The organism is Candidatus Proelusimicrobium volucris, from assembly GCF_959605025.1.
GTDB classification, from domain to species: domain Bacteria; phylum Elusimicrobiota; class Elusimicrobia; order Elusimicrobiales; family Elusimicrobiaceae; genus Proelusimicrobium; species Proelusimicrobium volucris.
Genome location: NZ_CAUHCY010000002.1, coordinates 1 through 17,923, shown reverse-complemented (window position 1 = coordinate 17,923; position 17,923 = coordinate 1). Strand labels below are relative to the sequence as shown.

General features: G+C 45.5%; 14 protein-coding genes and 3 tRNA genes. 12 read left to right on the top strand and 5 right to left on the bottom strand.

Features of this window, described 5'->3' with window-relative positions; all coding sequences use genetic code 11:
* Position 1 precedes the first annotated feature (1 nt).
* Positions 2–595, top strand: a complete 594-nt coding sequence (gene recR, locus ACQY3M_RS02110; RefSeq protein WP_428065794.1) for a recombination mediator RecR — start codon at positions 2–4, stop codon at positions 593–595.
* Entirely contained in the window at positions 595–2,463 is a 1,869-nt protein-coding gene (locus ACQY3M_RS02105) for a ComEC/Rec2 family competence protein (protein ID WP_428065792.1), read from the top strand. The genes recR and ACQY3M_RS02105 overlap by 1 nt, the downstream gene beginning before the upstream one ends.
* Before the next feature lie 46 nt (positions 2,464–2,509).
* On the opposite strand, the gene ACQY3M_RS02100 is transcribed toward ACQY3M_RS02105, so the two are convergent.
* The 5 genes from ACQY3M_RS02100 to ACQY3M_RS02080 all read right to left on the bottom strand — a co-directional run bounded on the left by ACQY3M_RS02100 (position 2,510) and on the right by ACQY3M_RS02080 (position 7,295).
* Positions 2,510–4,042: a hypothetical protein gene (locus ACQY3M_RS02100; RefSeq protein ID WP_428065790.1), complete on the bottom strand. Its 1,533-nt coding sequence runs from the start codon at positions 4,040–4,042 to the stop codon at positions 2,510–2,512.
* A 77-nt stretch (positions 4,043–4,119) separates the two neighbouring features.
* Entirely contained in the window at positions 4,120–4,863 is a 744-nt protein-coding gene (gpmA, locus tag ACQY3M_RS02095) for a 2,3-diphosphoglycerate-dependent phosphoglycerate mutase (RefSeq protein ID WP_428065788.1), read from the bottom strand.
* A gap of 81 nt (positions 4,864–4,944) precedes the next feature.
* Entirely contained in the window at positions 4,945–5,379 is a 435-nt protein-coding gene (locus ACQY3M_RS02090) for a DoxX family protein (RefSeq protein ID WP_428065786.1), read from the bottom strand.
* Positions 5,376–6,197: a hypothetical protein gene (locus tag ACQY3M_RS02085; protein WP_428065784.1), complete on the bottom strand. Its 822-nt coding sequence runs from the start codon at positions 6,195–6,197 to the stop codon at positions 5,376–5,378. The genes ACQY3M_RS02090 and ACQY3M_RS02085 overlap by 4 nt, the downstream gene beginning before the upstream one ends.
* A 12-nt stretch (positions 6,198–6,209) precedes the next feature.
* Entirely contained in the window at positions 6,210–7,295 is a 1,086-nt protein-coding gene (locus tag ACQY3M_RS02080) for a 1,9-bis(guanidino)-5-aza-nonane synthase (protein WP_428065781.1), read from the bottom strand.
* An 86-nt stretch (positions 7,296–7,381) separates the two neighbouring features.
* On the opposite strand from ACQY3M_RS02080, the gene glyA reads away from it, so the two are divergent.
* From glyA to ACQY3M_RS02030, 10 genes are all read left to right on the top strand, one after another.
* A complete protein-coding gene (gene glyA, locus ACQY3M_RS02075) occupies positions 7,382–8,629 on the top strand; it encodes a serine hydroxymethyltransferase (RefSeq protein ID WP_428065779.1) in 1,248 nt (415 codons plus the stop codon).
* On the top strand, positions 8,626–9,471 hold the full coding sequence (gene mtnP / locus ACQY3M_RS02070; RefSeq protein WP_428065777.1) for an S-methyl-5'-thioadenosine phosphorylase: 846 nt from the start codon (positions 8,626–8,628) through the stop codon (positions 9,469–9,471). The genes glyA and mtnP overlap by 4 nt, the downstream gene beginning before the upstream one ends.
* A gap of 148 nt (positions 9,472–9,619) precedes the next feature.
* Positions 9,620–10,216: a TetR/AcrR family transcriptional regulator gene (locus ACQY3M_RS02065; protein WP_428065775.1), complete on the top strand. Its 597-nt coding sequence runs from the start codon at positions 9,620–9,622 to the stop codon at positions 10,214–10,216.
* 4 nt (positions 10,217–10,220) lie between these two features.
* Positions 10,221–11,618 (top strand): TolC family protein, encoded by a 1,398-nt coding sequence (locus ACQY3M_RS02060; protein ID WP_428065773.1) that lies wholly within the window; start codon positions 10,221–10,223, stop codon positions 11,616–11,618.
* Complete coding sequence (locus ACQY3M_RS02055; protein WP_428065771.1) at positions 11,615–12,511, top strand: efflux RND transporter periplasmic adaptor subunit; 897 nt, start codon at positions 11,615–11,617, stop codon at positions 12,509–12,511. The genes ACQY3M_RS02060 and ACQY3M_RS02055 overlap by 4 nt, the downstream gene beginning before the upstream one ends.
* Positions 12,512–12,522: 11 nt before the next feature.
* Complete coding sequence (locus tag ACQY3M_RS02050; RefSeq protein WP_428065769.1) at positions 12,523–15,705, top strand: efflux RND transporter permease subunit; 3,183 nt, start codon at positions 12,523–12,525, stop codon at positions 15,703–15,705.
* Between the two features lie 698 nt (positions 15,706–16,403).
* Positions 16,404–17,465 (top strand): aldose epimerase family protein, encoded by a 1,062-nt coding sequence (locus ACQY3M_RS02045; RefSeq protein ID WP_428065767.1) that lies wholly within the window; start codon positions 16,404–16,406, stop codon positions 17,463–17,465.
* Between the two features lie 60 nt (positions 17,466–17,525).
* Positions 17,526–17,597 (top strand) — tRNA-Cys (locus ACQY3M_RS02040).
* Positions 17,598–17,668: 71 nt separating this feature from the next.
* A tRNA-Gly gene (locus tag ACQY3M_RS02035) sits at positions 17,669–17,739 on the top strand.
* 20 nt (positions 17,740–17,759) lie between these two features.
* Positions 17,760–17,832, top strand: a tRNA-Thr gene (locus ACQY3M_RS02030).
* Positions 17,833–17,923: the final 91 nt, after the last annotated feature.

Below are 17,923 nucleotides of genomic sequence, written 5' to 3'. Positions count from 1 at the left end.
AATGAAAAGTTTGGACAGACTGATAAAATGCTTTAGAAGACTGCAAGGCGTCGGGCCGCGCCAAGCGGAGCGTTTTGCGCTTCATTTTTTAAGGGCGCCGGAAAGCGAAGTGGCGGAATTTACCGACGCGCTTTTAAAGATGCGGGCCAATGTCCATTATTGTCCGATTTGTTTTTCTTACAGCGAGGGCAGCCTCTGCGAAATATGTTCCGACAGCAGCAGGGACTTTGGCCTTTTGTGCGTGGTGGAAGAACCCAAAGATATAGAGGCAATAGAAAAGACGGGCAGTTATAACGGGGTATACCATGTGCTGCACGGTTCAATTTCCGCAATAGACGGCCGCGGCGCCGAAGAATTGAAGATTAAGGAGCTTGTTTCCCGCATAGAAAATTCCGAACAGGAAATAAGGGAAGTGATTATCGCCACCAACCCCGATACAGAAGGAGAAAGCACCTCACTGTATCTTGCCGATATTTTACGCGGCCTTGTAGGCAAGATAAGCCGTTTGGGCTACGGAATGCCGCTGGGCGGGCATATTGACTATATGGACGAGCTTACTTTGGCGCATTCCTTAAAGGGCCGAACAAAAATCTGATGACTTCGGACTTCTACAAAAGGCCGCTTTTCTTAATACTAACCATTTACGCTCTTATTTTGTTTCTCTTTTTGCCGGTGCCTTCGGCGAAAAAGGGCGACGCTTCTTTTCTTGTCGCGCCGCGTGCGCAAGAGATGGTTATAAAAGCGGATTCTTATCCTTTTGTCAGAAAAGACAAACAAGTATTCACCGCCAAGATACTTTCCGTAAACGGGAAAGAAACAAAAGGGCGCACCTATGTTTATTGCAAAACCTGCCCGGAGATGAGCAAGGGCGAGATATTGACCGTTATCGGCGTTTTGGGGGAAGTGCGTTCGGAAGACAATTACGGTTCCTTTAATTGGAAAAATTATTTGGCCAGGCGCCATATATTCAGCCAAATAGACGTGCGGGAAGTGAAAGACGTGCAAAGAGCATCTTTGTTTTGGCGTGTTATATCCGCTGTCCGCGCAGATATGCTTAAAGTTTTTACGGAGAATTTTGACGCCAATCTCTCGGCCATACTGAGCGGTATCGCCATAGGCGAAAAGGGCGATCTGGATAAGGGGCTTTACGCCGCGTTTCAAGACAGCGGCGCAATTCATCTTTTGGTGGCCTCTGGCGGGAATGTCGGGTTCGTTACGCTGATGGTATATTTTCTATGTTCATTGTTTCTTACTGGTAGGTTTGCCCCGGCCGCCGCGGCTTTGACTACGGCGTTGCTTTATACTTTGATAGCGGGGGCGGACGCCCCTTTGATAAGAGCTTACATTATGACTTTCGCCGCCACGGCGGGCTTGCTTTTGGGCAGAAAGAGCGGCGTACTGCAAGGTTTTATAATAGCGGCTTTTCTGATTTTGATTTTTAATCCGCAGAGTATTTTTGACGTAGGGTTTCAAATGTCGTTCTTGGCTACTTTGGCGATTATTTATTTCGTATGCAATTTTAACTTTACGGCGAGCTTGCCAAAGACTGCCGCATGGGCGGCGGAACTGTTCTTTATATCTTTAAGCGCGCAGCTTGCGCTGGTGCCGATTTTTACAAACTGCTTCCATAAAATATCTTTCGCCGCTGTTTTGTCCAATATATTTTTGGTTCCCTTAAGCGGATTGATTATGGGGGGAGCCTTCCTTTTGTGGTTTATATCGTTTTGGCATATATCTTTTGTATTTAAGACGGTAGTTTTATTATTAAAGATATTATTGGCAATATTTAATTTTTTGGTGGAGGCTTTCGCCAATACTCCTTTGGCGGGCATAACGGCGTCATCGTGGAAGACGGGATATGTCTTGGCCTATTATACGGCTTTGTTTGCCGCATTTAACTTCCCGCTATTTAAAAATAAAAAGAGATTTTTGGCCTTATGCGGAGCGCTGTGCATGCTGTTTTTGCTCTACGCGTTCTTTACGAAAGGCGGTGTAAACTCCGTTCTTAAGGGGCGGTATAATTATTCTTTGTTTGTTAAAGAGAATGGGAAGGTGATAGCAGTGGGGGCGGGGGTAAGCCCTAAAACGCTTAAGTCTGCCGTACTTTCCGCAGGGTCTAAAGAAATAGATTGTATTTTCATTTCAAGCAGATATAAAAGCGCCTTGTACGCTTTGACGGATATCGAGGGTATAAAAATAAAGAAGCTGTATCTTCCGCAAGGCGAAATACCCTCCGCCGCGGCCGAGATTTTAGCCAGAATCGATGCAGATGTTTATCCGATTGTTGTTGGGGAAGAATATTGCGGAGTATCAGTGGAGAGGGCCTGGTATTATGCTAAGAGCGGAGAAAAATATATTCCCGCCAAAAGCGGCAATTTAAGTTTCCGTTTTAAAGGCTATGATTTTGCCGGCAATATGAAAGCATACCGCCATGAGGACACGATAACGATTTTTGGAAATTAAGAAAATCTTTTATGATACGTCAAAAGCCCCCTGTAAGGGGGCTTGTTTAAAGAGGGAGAGGTATTTTCTTCTGGGGAAGAGTTTCCAATTTCAAATCCAGTTTTACTTTATCCAGCGTCAAGGTTATAGGCGGATAATTGCCTAACAAGAAATTTTCCCAAGAAGAGGCGTCCGCAATATTCTTTTCCGGAGAGCCGTTGGAGAACCCTCCAAAAACCGGATATTTAAGGCCATCTTCTTTCAAGGTATAGGCGTATTTTCCCAAGAGATTGCTCATCTCCGCGCACTTTGATTCGCTTGCGGAACATTGTATTTCCGGCCATGGGGGATCCCTATAAACATAATAATCTTTTTTATTTTCCCTGTCGTATATAAACAGAGTGGCCGCGGAAGAAGGTATTATATCGCCGGAAAGGTATGCGTCGTATACTAAATTATAGCCTTCTTTTAAATAAGCAAAAAGATAAATCAACCGGCCGTTTTGGTCTTTGATTTTCAGGGAAACAGGTATATCTCTCCCATTAGTTTTTACCTGAATATACAATCCGCCGCTGTCTGGTATGGCGATATAAATATTCTTGCCGTCAGGTACACGGGAATATTGTGCAGTTTTGGAAGAAAGGATCTTGCCCGTTTTTAGATCTGCGGTATAATAAGATTCCGCTTCGTTTGGTTTCAAAGGGTATTGCGGCAAATCCTCGCCTGAACATGCTGATGGCGCTTGCAGGGTTTGCAATAATTTATCGTAATTGGCGGGATATATCTGCCTTATGCTTTTTACTTCGCCGTTTTTGCAGTATGTATAAATTGTTCTTGTTCCCTCATAGTCTATAATCATGGGCTTTCTGTTTTGCTGGCGGGCGTTTTTATAGGTTATGTTCTGATTGCAAAAAGAGGTAAATTGCAAATCCGGGAAAGCAGGATTTGCCAGTTTCTTTGCCAAATATATGGAGTTTACGATTGCGTCGGCGTCATCGCAAGTTAATCGCTGATCGTGAAGCATTATTGACGGTTTTACACCGGAGCCGTATTTGCCCGCGGTTGAAAGCAATTGATCGTCATAGAGATCTTCCATTCTAAGTGAATGGCCGATTTCATGCACTAAATCGGAATAATAAGAAGTTTCTTCATTAGGCGTTAAGGCGTAAATCTGCATTTTGCCCAAATAGAATTTAAAGCATGCGGCAGCGCCGCGTACGCAGCTGGAGAAAATCTCTTTACGAGTTTTCCTAAAATGGAAGGTAATAAGAGGATCTTGAGTGTCGAGCTTATAGGCTGCGTCGCTTGCGCCAAATTGCAAAATATCCATTATTGCGGACAATTCGTCCCTGTGTTGATCATTGAGCCTGCTGATAACATTGTTAAACCATTTTTGATAATCCCCGGGTATATTGTAATTGTTTGCGGGATTTTCCGGATCTTCTATTTTATATTTGAGGGGCTGCTTTGCGGCGATAGCGTCTATCGCGAAAAGTTTTTGTTCGCTGTAAGAATCATCCAAAGCGTGCGGAACCGCCCAAGCGCAGAGCGCGCTTGAAATTAAAATAAGGCAAAGTATACAGTGCGAGATTATCCTCATAAATATAGAATATATAAATATCTCAAAGTAGACAAGAGTAGAAAGACCTAGATCTTAGTGGGAAAAAGACCCATAAATTACTTTCCGCCTTGGCTTGCCGTTTGTTGCATAAGTTTTTTTATTTCCCGCTCGTCGCCCAGGAAATAATCCCGCACGTAATTTAAGTTTTCGTCAAATTCAAATACATACGGTACGGCGGTAGGCAAGTTGAAAGAGGCGATGTCTTTGTCGCTGATGTTTTTAAGATATTTGACTATCCCCCTTAAACTGTTGCCGTGCGCGGCTACGATTATCTGGCGGTTCCTTTTTAAAGAGGGAAAAATCTCCTCCTGCCAATAGGGCAGACATCGCGCTATGGCGTCTTTTAAAGATTCCGTTAAAGGCAGATATTGGCTGGGGACATTTTTGTAGCGCCTGTCTTTAAAGGGGGAGCGCTCGTCGTTTGTGTCAAGCGGAGCGGGGCGCACAGCAAAGCCGCGCCGCCACAATAGTACTTGTTCTTCCCCGTATTTTTCGGCCGTTTCTTTTTTGTTCAGGCCCTGCAAAACGCCGTAATGTTTTTCGTTCAGGCGCCAGGTCTTGTTTACGGGTATCCATTCTTGATTTAGTTCGGAAAGTATAATATTAAGCGTATCTATGGCTCTTTTAAGCAAAGAGGTATAAGCCTCGTCAAACAGAAAGTCGTTTTCTTTTAAAAGGCGTGCGGCTTTTTTCGCTTCCGATACGCCGTGTCCGCTAAGCGGACAGTCGTACCACCCGGTGAAACGGTTCTCAAGATTATATTGGCTTTGGCCGTGTCTGATTAAAACTATTTTTTTCATAGTGCCCCCTTCTTAATGATAGCCTATAAAAACGGGAGATGAAAGGGACGAAAAGAACCCCCGAACAAATCGGGGGCTTTTTTATCTGAATAAGATTCTTTTGTTTTCCTTTTCCCTTTTCTTTTTGAGGTAGGAATCCAAACTCCATTTGCCGGCGCCGGTTATTATAAAACCAGAGAGCAAAGCGAGCGCAAACAGCGTGCCTACTATATTTACTTTGTTGAAGCTTCCCGCGAAAAAGAAGAAGCCCGAAAACAAAGTGATTGCCGCCATTATGACGCTTGAAGTCCTAAAGAAAAGCCCAAGCATAATAAACAGCGCCGCTATAAAAGTTATTATTACCGCGGCGGTGCATAATATCCTGGAAAATGGCAAGCCTATATCTATACCGTTTTGCACAAAGGCGTTTAAGTGTAAAGTTTCGCCTATGGCCAAAAACAGGAAAGCCAGCGCGAGGATAATCCTCTGCGCGAGCATCATAAGGGATAAAGTCTTGCTCTGTTCTGCTATACTCATAATATCGAAACGCCTGCCGTTAGGGAGAAGAAAGTCTGTCTGTCGCCCGTGTTCTGAGTAAAATTAAACCATTCCACTGAAGCGTTCACATCAACCATAAATACATTGAGTATCACACCCAGCCTTGCCGTATCGGTGGAGGGATAATTGTCCGTTTTGATAAATGTATATCCCGCGTAGGGGCGGATAAACTTATAGGTATAGCCGGCGTCTAAGCTCAAGGAATAGTCCAAATACCCTTCATATACGGCGGTAAAACCGGGGATATCAAGCCAAAGCGGAACGCCTACTTTATCTCCGGAGAAATCCAAAGCCTTGGTATAAGTCAGCGAGGCGTCAAAACCGCCGGTCTTCTGATACAAGAACATATAAATATCCTGTTCGGTAACGTCGGTGTCGGGCGAATAGAAGGAATGGTATATGGTCTTATATCCCAAACCCGCTTTTACTTCCTCAAGCGGAATAAACTTAAATAGGAAGTTTTGCAGGCTAAGCGCGGCGTGTACGTCCCAAAAATAATTGGAATAGTCGTTTGCTTTGGGGGTGTATCCGCCTTCGGCTCCGACTTCCAGCAAGTCGTAAAAGGGCGTGGCGATATTGGCTCCCAAACCATATTGGTACATGGTACTCATTCCGTCCTGCTCGTACATTGCGAATTTGGGCGTAATGGACATCGGCGTTAAGGGCAGGGACAGATTATAGCTCGCTCTTAACGCGGAATAATTATTGTTCCCGGTAATGCCGGAAACGCTCAACTGCCCGAAGCTGAAAGCTATCGGGCAGGTGAGCAAAACTAAGCACAGAAATAACTTTTTCATATATTCCAAGTTTTATTTCTTGCAGGAGCAACATTTTTTCTTTGCGAGTGCGGCGTTTTTCTTGTCTTCGTCCTGTAAGAATTTGGCATAATTTTTGGATTTTCTGTTCTTCCAATTTTTCTTATGGTAACCGTATCCGACTATCAACGGAGCGGCGAGGGTAACTTCGCTGTATACCATCTGCTCCAAAGAGGTGGATACTTTGCCCCAGCTGGATGCTTCCTTAAGGGTGGAGCCGGATAAGGCGCCGTCTCTTTCGTCGGCGACGGTGATTTGTACGGCATATTTATGCATAGGCGTATCGGCTCCGAGTATTTCCGCGGCGACTACGGTATCTTGTACAAAGTTCTTGGGTACGCCGCCCGCGAACATCAAAAGACCGCTGTCTTTGGAGTTGATTTTGATTTTGGTAAGCTCGAGGAAGTCTTTTGCGCTGTCCAAAGAAACATGCGCTTCGGGATGTTCCGTCTGATGGGCTACAAAGCCGAATCCGGCTGAGCAATCGGAGAAAGCGGGAACGAATATAGGTACGCCTTTTTTGTAAGCGTGGTAAATTACGCTGTCTTTGCCTTTTTTGTTTTTATCCAGCCATTTGCCCATTTCGTAAATGAACTCTCTGGAGGAGTAAGGTCTAGGTTCGAGGCTGTCGGCGATGATTTTTACCGTTTCGTCGCAGACTTTGAGTTCGTCTTCATTGATGTAGGTGTCGTAAATTCTGTCTATATGCAATTCGCGCAGGAGGTTATCGTCGGCATAGTGCTGATCGCCTTTATAGTGTTTGTAACCCAAAGCTTCAAAAAAGTCCTGATCTACGATATTCGCGCCGTTGGAAATAATGGCGTCAACCATATTGTTGTCAATCATATCTACAATCATTTTCTTAAGGCCGGCGGAGATTAAGGAACCCGCGATGCAGACGAAGATACAGCAATTTTTGTCTTTAAGCATTTGGTCGTATATGTTTGCTGCGCGGTTTAAATCTCTGGAGGTATAAGCCATATCGGCCATATCGTCAACTAACTTTACTACATTGTGTTTTTTGATGTCTATATGTTTTATGGTTTCGTTTAGGAAACTTTTTTGCGTCTTTTTTTCCATTTTCTTTACACTCTCCTAATGCTATAATTTCTTATAATAATTATATTAAATAATAATGGAAAATTTGTAATTTTTTGGAGGTTTTTATGTACGAAGCCATTAAGAAAGAAGACCCCGCCGTCTATAACGCCATTATGGAGGAATTAGACCGGCAGCAAAACAGGATAGAGCTGATCGCGTCGGAAAATTTCGCTTCGCCCGCCGTGATGCAGGCGCAAGGCTCCATACTCACCAACAAATATGCGGAAGGTTATCCCTCCAAAAGATATTACGGCGGATGTGAGTTTGTCGACAAAGTAGAAACTTTAGCCATAGAAAGAGCCAAAGAACTTTTTAAAGCTGAAGGCGCCAACGTGCAGCCGCACAGCGGTACGCAGGCCAATATCGCGGCCTATCTTTCGCTTATCGAGCCGGGCGACACCGTTTTGGGGTTGAATTTATCGCACGGCGGACACTTGACGCACGGACACCCTTTAAATTTCAGCGGGAAGTATTTTAAGATAGTGGAGATGAACGTCCGCCAAGACACCGAAGAAATAGATTATGACGAAGCTGCTAAAACAGTCTTGGCCGCGCGGCCCAAGCTGATAATGGCTGGCGCTTCCAATTACTCAAGGATTTTTGATTGGGCGAAACTTAGGGAAATAGCCGACAGTGTCGGCGCGTTTTTGGTCTGCGACGTAGCCCACTATGCCGGGCTTATTGCTGCGGGCGAATATCCTTCACCCGTACCTTATGCCGACTTGGTAACCACCACTACCCATAAAACTTTAAGGGGCCCCAGAGGCGGGCTGATTTTATGTAAGGAAAAGTATTTAAAGAAGGTAAATTCCACCGTTTTCCCCGGCACGCAAGGCGGGCCTTTAATGCATATTATAGCGGCCAAAGCAGTATGCTTTGGGGAGGCTTTAAAGCCTGAATTTAAAGCATATCAGCACCAGGTAAAATTAAACGCTCAGGCGCTTTGCGCAGCTTTGAAGACTTTGGGCTACCGCATAGTTGCCGGCGGTACCGATTGCCATGTTTTAAGCGTTGATTTAAGAAGTAAAAACATAACGGGCAAGCAGGCCGAGGCCGCTTTAGATAAAGCGGGCATTACCTGCAATAAAAACACCATTCCTTACGATCCGCAAAAACCGATGATAACCAGCGGCATCAGGCTTGGCACCCCTGCGGTAACCACTCGCGGAATGAAGGAGGGCGATATGCTTAAAGTCGCCAATTTTATCGACAGAGCCATAAACAATTTCGAGAATGAGGCGGAGCTTGCTAAAATATCAAATGAAGTTAAAAAATTTCTTAAACAATTTCCGCTTTACGGGGGTGTATTATGATAGATATAGCCATTATCGGCGGCAGCGGCCTTTATAATCTTGAGGAAATGAAGAACAAAAAGGAAGTGGCGGTAAAGACGCCCTTCGGCAATCCTTCCGATAAAATAATAACGGGCGAAATCGGCGGAGTTAAGGTCGGATTTCTGGCAAGGCATAACAGAAAACATATCTATTTACCGTCGGAGGTGCCGTACAAAGCCAATATTTACGCTTTAAAGAAATTGGGTGCGAAGGTGATTTTATCCTTTAGCGCGGTTGGCTCTTTGAAGGAAAATCTCCCGCCAAAAACATTGGTATTCCCGGATCAGATTGTAGATAAAACGGTCGGCAGGGCGCAGAGCTTTTTCGGCAATGGGATAGTGGGGCATGTGTCTTTTGCAAAGCCTTTTTGCGAGTGCGTCCAGGCCGAACTGCACAAACAAGCCAAAGAGCTGAAGATAAAATCCGCCCGCGGCGGAGTATTGGTGTGTATGGAAGGCCCCGCCTTTTCCACCAAGGCGGAAAGCGAGTTCCACAGGAAGATGGGTTGGTCGCTTATCGGCATGACCAGCTGCCCCGAAGCCAAATTGGCGCGCGAGGCGGGCTTGCCTTACGGGTTTTGCGCGATGGTGACGGATTTTGACGCTTGGAAAGAAGGCGAGGAAGTTACCGCCGCGAAAGTAAACGAAACTATGAAAACGAATGAAGTTTCCGCCAAGAAGCTTATCTTATCGGCTGTTCCCGCGATAGCTAAACTTAAAAGATGCGGAGTCTGCAGCGAAACGATGTATGCTTCGGTATGCGCACCGCACAAGAAGGTAAATAAAGACCAGCTAAAGAAGATAGAGCTTATTCTTAAATAAAGAATTTGCGGCAAAAATATATAAATATCCCGTTTTGAAAAAAGCGGGATATTTTTTCTGTCCGGGAATTTTTCGTCGTATGATGCCGGTTTTTTTGACATCTAAAACGGTATTGTTGTAAAATATACTTACCGGTAGGTAAATAAAAATGAAAGATAAAAAGCACGAAGTAAATATGAAAGAGAAAATAAAAAAAGCGGCCTTTCTGCTTATGGCGGAGAAGGGGCTAAAGGATATTTCCATGCGGGAAATAGCCGATGCCTGCGGCGTAACGAAGCCGGTTCTCTACTATTACTTTAAGGATAAGGAAGACCTTTGTTACAGTTTGATAGAGGAATCTTCCATTCTTAACAACGAGAAATTAAAGCGCTTTGCCGACAGCGGCGCTTCGTTGGAAGAAATATTGGCTTTTATATTTTCTAAATACATTATAGACATAAAACGCAAAGAGGTTTTATCGTTTGTGGTGCATGTAAGCAGTTATTTACTGTCCAATCCGGAGCTGGAGAAGAGGTTCGTTTCCATGAGGAAAGCAAACTTTGCGATAATATCGGACATATTGGAAAAGGAGTGTAAAGCCGGACGTCTTGGCAAAGAAGGCAAAGACTTGGCTATGCATTTGATTTTTGCCAATATAGCGCATCTGGTATTGCACAGCCACGGCGGGGAAGTTAAATTTTGGCCGTCATATCCCAAAGATATGGCGAAGGCCGTACTTACGGCTATCAATTATAAGGAGAAGTAATTTAATGAAAAGAACTATCAGCCTTGCTCTTATGCTGAGCATGGCGGCAAATATGCTTACGCCGCTTCCTTTAAGCGCGGCGGCAAGCGGGGTAAAGAAGCAGAGCGGCGGGGTGGATTTGTTCGCCCTTAAAGATACCGATCAAGAAGGCGCCATAACTATGGAAGAGGCTGTGGAAATAGCGATGAAGGATAATTCCACCATACAAATAGCGGCCAAAAACGCCGAGATTTACGCCCAGCAGGTAAGGCAGTATTGGTCTTCGGTATATCCGCAGATAACGGCAAGCGGCAGCTATACCAGGGCTTTGAGGGCGCAGGAGATAATAACCTCTATGGGTTCTTTTAAGATGAGCCTTGACAATGCCGCCAGTGCGAGCGTGGAAGGCAGTTTGGTGCTGTGGAAAGGCGGCGCGGTTAAGGCAGGGATAAAGGCGGCGCAGTATGCCTCTCAAAGTGGATACTTGCAGCTTGAGGAAACCCGCAACAATATTAAGGATTTGGTTACGACTTTATGCTTCGGAATAATCCTTTCGCACGCGTTGATACAGGTCCAGCGGGAGAATTTAAATATCGCCAAAGACCATCTTAAGGAAATAACTTCCAAATATAAGCAAGGCCTTGCCAGCGATTTGGACGTATTAAATCAAAAAGTAAAAGTCTCCAACAGTGAGCCTCCTTTAATAGAAGCGGAAAACAGCTATGAGCTTGGCTTGCTTACTTTAAGGCGTGTGCTTAACAAAGATCCGCAGGATCCGCTTTCCCTTACCTGGCAGCTTAAGGATATTTTGAAAGTGGAAATACCTTCTTTGGAAGAGCTTTATCAAATGGCGAAGGAAAACCGCCCGGAGCTTGTCATATCGGATTTAAATGTGCAGATAGCAGATGAAAACATTAAAATCGCCAAAGCGGATCATTACGGTTCAATAGCGGCATTTGCCAATGTATCTTACAGCGGCACCTCAGATCATATAATGATACCGGTGGAAAGCGATAATTCCTCTTGGGGCAGCAATGTCGGCTTAAGGGTGAGCATACCGCTGTTTGAGGGTTTTAGGGTAGATTCTTTGGTAAAACAGCGCAAGCTGGCTTATGACCAAGCTGTCCTTCAGGCGCGCGACACCGAACGCGATATCAGGATAGAAGTCAAGCGCTGCTGGCTTAATTTAAACGAAGCCAAAAACAGAATAATGGCAACAAAAGGCACGATAGCGGAGGCCCGCAAAAATCTGGAACGCACGAACATAAGGTACAGAAACGGGCTTGCCAGCCGCTTGGATTTAGATGATTCCGCCCTGCTTTTGCATGATGCGGAATTGCAATACGTACAGGCTGTACACGACGCCTTTACGGCATTGTCCAATTTGAATTACGCAGTAGGTAAAGAGGTAGCGAAAATATGAAAAAGATAACGGCTATAATATTGTCGGCTGTAATTTTGGGCGCCTGCTCTGGCAAGGGTGAGAAGAGCGCCTTGGAGCAGATGGAGACGGACCGCTTCACCGTAGAAACGGAAACGGTAAGTTTAAGGGACGTTAAATCCGATTTGTTATTAAACGGCAGCGTCAAAGCGTGGGAGGAGGCGGTAATATTCCCGCGAGTTGACGGTAAATTGCTGGAAAACGTATTGAAAGAGGGCGACAAAGTAAAACGCAACCAAAACTTAGCTTTGATAGAACGCGACGAAGTCGGCGCGGTATACGAACCGGTTTTGGTGCCTTCCACCATTAACGGCGTTATCGGCAAGACGTATTTGGATCCGGGCGCGAACGTAACCAAAACCACACCTGTGGCCTTGGTAGTAAATCAGAAAGAAGTTCGCGTTTTGGTGGATATACCCGAAAGATATATCGGCAAAATACATTTGGGGCAAAGCGCGGAGTTTACGGTAGAAGCATTTGGAGATAGGCAATTCCCCGCGAAAGTGTACAAAATAAGCCCGGTGGTAGACTCGCAAAGCAGAGTGGTAACGGTGGAGCTTAGGGCGGATAACGCCGACGGTTCTTTAAAATCTGGCATGTTCGCTAAAGTTAAGTTGGTACTGGAGGAGAAGGATAACGTTCCCGCGCTTAAACTTACAAGCGTACAGAGCGAAACTTTGGACGACGGTACCACGGCCGATTACGTCTATGTTGTAAACGAAGGCGGCGATACGGTATCCAAGCGGGAAGTTAAAGTGGGTTTAAAATCGGCCGACACTTACGAGATTGTATCCGGCGTTAAGGAAGGCGAGGAAGTAATCAAAATCGTTTTCGGAATTAAAGACGGCAGCAAAATCAAGATTGAAAATAAATAAGGCTTATAACTATGGAAGAAAATAAAGAAACAATTAAACGCGAAGAACAAAGCGGCCAAAGCAATATCGGCGGCGGCATATCGGCCTTATTTATAAGAAGGCCGGTAACTACGGTGATGTTCTCTTTGGTGCTGATAGTGCTTGGTCTTATAGGATACAGCCGCATGGGTGTGGACATGTATCCTGACGTGGACTTCCCTTACGTTACCGTGCAGACGACTTTGCAGGGTTCAAGCCCGGAGGAAATAGAAACATCCATCACCAAAGAGGTGGAAGAGGCGGTAAACGTAATATCGGGAATAGATACAATAACCTCCCAAACGATGGAGGGGGCTTCTTTTATCATAATCAAGTTCGATTTGGAAAAGGACCCCGACGTCGCCGCGCAGGAAGTACGCGATAACGTAAACAAGATAGAGAAGGAATTGCCAGACGGCATTGATTCGCCGGTAATATCCAAATTGGACGTAGGCGCCGCGGCCATATTGAACGTGGTGGTAACGGGCGATATGGATATTATCAGCTTGACCGAGCTTGCAAAAAAGCAGGTTAAGGAAAATATCGAAAACGTAAGCGGCATAGGGTCTGTGGATATAGTCGGCGGCCGCGAGCGCGAAATACACGTAATAATCAACCCGCTTAAACTGGCGTCTTTGGGCGTTTCAGTCGGCGCGGTGAAATCGGCGATAGTGGAGCAAAATATCGAGATACCGGGCGGACGTGTGGAAAACGTCGCGAACGATTTTAACTTAAGGGTGTTGGGGCGTATCGACAGCGTAAATAGTTTTGACGATATAGTCGTAGCTACGGTAAACGGCGTGCCGATAAAAATATCCGACATCGGCCGAGTTGAGGACTCTGGCGAATATGAAAGAAGCGCCACCTATATTAACGGCAAGAGGAGCGTTTCTTTAAACATTAAGAAGCAATCGGGCACAAATACTTTGGCGGTAATAAGCGCTATAAAGGAAAGATTGGAAAGGATTAAGCCTCTGTTGCCCAAAGGCGTGGAGATTTATACTATTTCTGACACTTCAAGCTATATAGAAGAATCTTTCTTCGCGGTAATGGAACACTTGGTGGTAGGCGCGTTTTTGGCCGCAATAGTGGTATTTATGTTCATGGGAGATTTGCGCTCCACGGTAATATCGGCCATGGCCATACCGACGTCAATTATCGGAACTTTCTTTTTGATGTACTTGAGCGATTTTACGCTAAACAATATGACGCTGCTGGGCCTTACGGTGGCGGTGGGTATAGTTATAGACGACGCCATTATTATGCTTGAAAATATACACCGCCATATGCAGGAATACGGCAAGAGCGCGCTGCAGGCGGCGGTAGACGGCGCAAAAGAAATATCCTTTGCGGTAATAGCGACGACGGCTTCGCTGGTGGTAATCTTCGTGCCTTTGGCTTTTATGACGGGTATAGTGGGGCGTTTTGTAAGGAGTTACGGTTTGACGGTAGCTTACGCCATTACGATAAGCGGTATAATAGCTTTGACGCTTACGCCGATGTTATGCAGTAAATTCTTGAAGGCGGAAAGGAAAAAATCTCGCGCGGACAAAATGGTGGACGGCGTCAACAATGCTATAAACAAGGTTTATATGGCCTGCCTTAAGTTCGCCATGGGGCACAAATTGCTGATGGTGGTATTATCGGTATTTTTGGCGATATCGCCGATATTTATTTTGGCGGGCGGAATGGTCGGCGTGGACTTTATGCCGGAAGACGATTCGGGCCAATATCAGATAAACCTTAAGGCGCCCGACGGCACGAGTTATCCCCAGATGGACGCCTTTATGAAGCAGGTGGAAGGCGAGCTCAAGCAAATGCCCTTTATAGACAAACTGTTTATGGGTATAGGCGTATCGGCCGACAGTATAGTAAACACGGGTTCTTCCACCAACAGAGGCTATTTTATAGTGGAGCTTGAAGACTTAAAGAAAAGAGGCAAAGGCTACTCTATATTCGAGTATATCGACGCGACCAGGAATATCCTTGCCAAATATGACGACGTAAAGAGCCAAGCCTTCATAATCAGCGGTTCTCCGGGCGGCGGAATGGCCAAGATACAGTATGTAATTTCCGGCCCTGATATGAATGAACTTTTGTCTTACGCCAATGCGGTGTATGATAAGGTTAAGGATACCCCCGGCATTATAGATTTGGACTTGGACTTTGACTTTGCCAAGCCTGAATACAGAGTTTCCATTGATCGCGACAAAGCGCACGATTTAGGCGTTAAGGTAAGCGATATCGCCTCCACTTTGCGTACGCTGGTGGGCGGGGAAGAAGATATATCGAAATACAAGGAAGGCAACGAACTTTATGAAATAAGGGTTCGCGCCGACGAGGACTATAGGAACAATAAAGAGGTTATCTCTTCCATGATGATCCCGGCCAAGCGAAACGGGCAGGACGCCCTTGTCCGTCTTGACAGCGTGGCGACGATAGAACAGGGTTTCGGCCCTTCGCAGATCAACCGTATGAACAGGCAAAGACAGATTACGATTGAGGCCAACACTTCTGGCAATATGGATATGAACAAGGCCATAAGCATAATAGACGCCGCTTTCAAGGAATTGAATGCGCCGGCGAACTATACTTCGGGCTTGGAAGGGCAGTCAAGCGAGATGGGCAAGATGTTATCGAGCTTTATTATGGCATTTGCCTTGGCGATCTTGTTCATCTATATGATATTGGCCGCGCAGTTTGAAAGTTATGTCCACCCGTTTGTAGTGCTTACGGCTATACCGCTTACGATACCGTTCGCGCTGCTGACTTTGGCTTTCACCGGTGAAACGCTGAACATTTTCAGCTTATTGGGCATGTTCATGTTGATGGGTATAGTAAGCAAGAACGCAATATTGCAGGTAGACTATACCAATACTCTGCGTCATGCCGGTTACGATAAGTATAAAGCCATAATGGAAGCCAACAAAGTAAGGCTGCGCCCTATTTTGATGACGACCGTAACGATTATCGCGGGTATGATACCTACGGCTTTGGGTACGGGCGCGGGCTCGGGGTTAAGGCGCAGTTTGGCCATAGTGATAATCGGCGGGCAGACCTTGGCTTTGCTGATCACTTTGCTTATGGCGCCGGTGGCATATTCTTTGTTTGATGATTTCGGCGCTTGGGTAAAGAGGGTAATCCTGCGTCAGAAAACAAACGAACAGGAAGCTTAGCCGCAGTAAAGTTTTACTTGAGGCAAAAAAGCCCCGCTTTACGGCGGGGCTTTTTAATTAAGAAAATTCTATGAAGGAAAGCAGCTTTGCCCAGTTTAAATCGGGCTGTTGTTACCTAGGGTGATTGTGTTGGCGTAAAAGCGTGGCTCCAGGCTTGTTAAAAGAACGCAAAAAAAGCGGGCCCTAACCGTTACCTTTGTAATTATCCATTACCTTTAAAACGATTAACGCCCGCTTTTACAACTGGAGCTATCCTCCATACCTTCTCCTCGGCGCAGACACCTTCACCTTCGCGTTCGCCGCCCATAACGACGGACCACACCTTCTTTGGCATCCGGCCCTACTGTCCGACCGTCTCCTGCGCACACCCGCTTAGGGGATTTTATGTGCGCATCCGGCATCCTCACGTCATCGCAGCGTCTACACTCATAACACCGCCCCGCCGAAAAACACCACCCGGTCAAACAACAGTAAATTTTCAAAACGGGCAGTCTCCTTAAGTAGGAGTGAGAACTGGTTCCATTCCTTCAGAACCCTCTTGTTATCACTGCCCGTAAGGATATAATACGCTCAAAAAAGGAAATGTCAAGGCCCAAAAAAAGTTTTTTGCAAACGCGAGAATATGGCCCGAATAAATGAGCTTATTTAGCGCAAAGTGCTTGTGTTTTATGCTACAATGCCGATATGCGGAGGGCTTTATGACGGCACCACTTTTAAAGGAAGAGGATTTTAAAGGATACGTTGACGGCGCAGAATGTAAGTTGGCGACTTTAAAGAACACAAAAGGCGTAAAAGTGCAGATAAGCAATTACGGCGCGAGAATAGTGTCTTTTATAGTTCCCAATAAAGCCGGCGAGTTTTACGATATAGTAATAGGCCATGACAGTTTGGAAAACTATAAAAACTCAAACGAACGTTATTTTAACGCGGTGATAGGGCGCTATGCCGGGCGTATTGCGCGGGGTAGGTTTGAAATTGGCGGCAAACAATATAGTTTAAGCGTGAATAACGGGCCCAACCATTTGCACGGCGGATTTAAGGGGCTTAACGAACAAGTCTGGAGATTTACGGAGGTGGAAGAAAATTTCGCAGCATTGGAATGCGTTTTGTCCGATGGTTTGGACGGCTATCCCGGCGAGTTTAGGATAAGCGCCGCTTATACTCTTACCGAAGACAATGCCTTGATGTTTGAAGTCCACGCTCAATGCTCCAAAGACAGTATTGTCAACATAACCAATCACGCGTTTTTTAATTTAGGTGACCACTGTAAAAATATATTGGGGCATAAATTGTGTATAAACGCAGAGCACTATCTGCCTTTAAACGAGGATTTAATACCTTCGGGCCGTATGGACAAAGTGGAAGGAACGCCTTTTGATTTCAGAAACTTAAAGAGCATAGGCGCGGATATAAAAGCGGGTAACGTGCAACTTAATATCGGCGGCGGCTATGACCACAGTTATGTCTGCGACGAATATAAGGGGCGGAATTTGTTTTTGGGTGCGGTAGCGGAGAATGAGGAGAGCGGCCTTAGATTGGAGATTTATACCAATCAGCCTTCTGTGCATTTTTACAGCTGTAATTTTCTAAACGGCAAGGATAAGGGCAAGGGAGGGGTAATATATAAGGAGCACGGGGCTTTCTGCCTGGAAACACAGCATTTCCCCGATAGCCCTAACAATAAGGATTTCCCTTCAACCCTGCTCAGAGCCGGCGGGGAATACTCCTCTTTAACCGTATATAAAGTGGGCTGGTTATAAAAACGGTTTACAATGGCGCGCAATTATAATATAATAATTGAAGAAAAGACAAATATGCATGGCGCGATGGCCAAGTGGTAAGGCGGCAGTCTGCAAAACTGCTATTCGGGAGTTCGATTCTCCCTCGCGCCTGCATTTTAATGCCAGGTAAATAGTGGCAAGTGTCTTTTGCGCTTTAATTTGATATAATAGGGATAACCATTGCGGGCGTAGTTCAATGGTAGAACCTCAGTTTTCCAAACTGATGACGAGGGTTCGATTCCCTTCGCCCGCTGGAAGTATTTACGGATTTTTGCTGGGATAGCTCAGCTGGTAGAGCATCTCCATGGTAAGGAGAAGGTCGTGGGTTCGATTCCCATTCCCAGCTTTTGGATTTAATTAAAAACATATAGGAGACAAAGACTATGGCAAAGGAGAAGTTTTCAAGGAACAAACCGCACGTAAACGTAGGAACGATC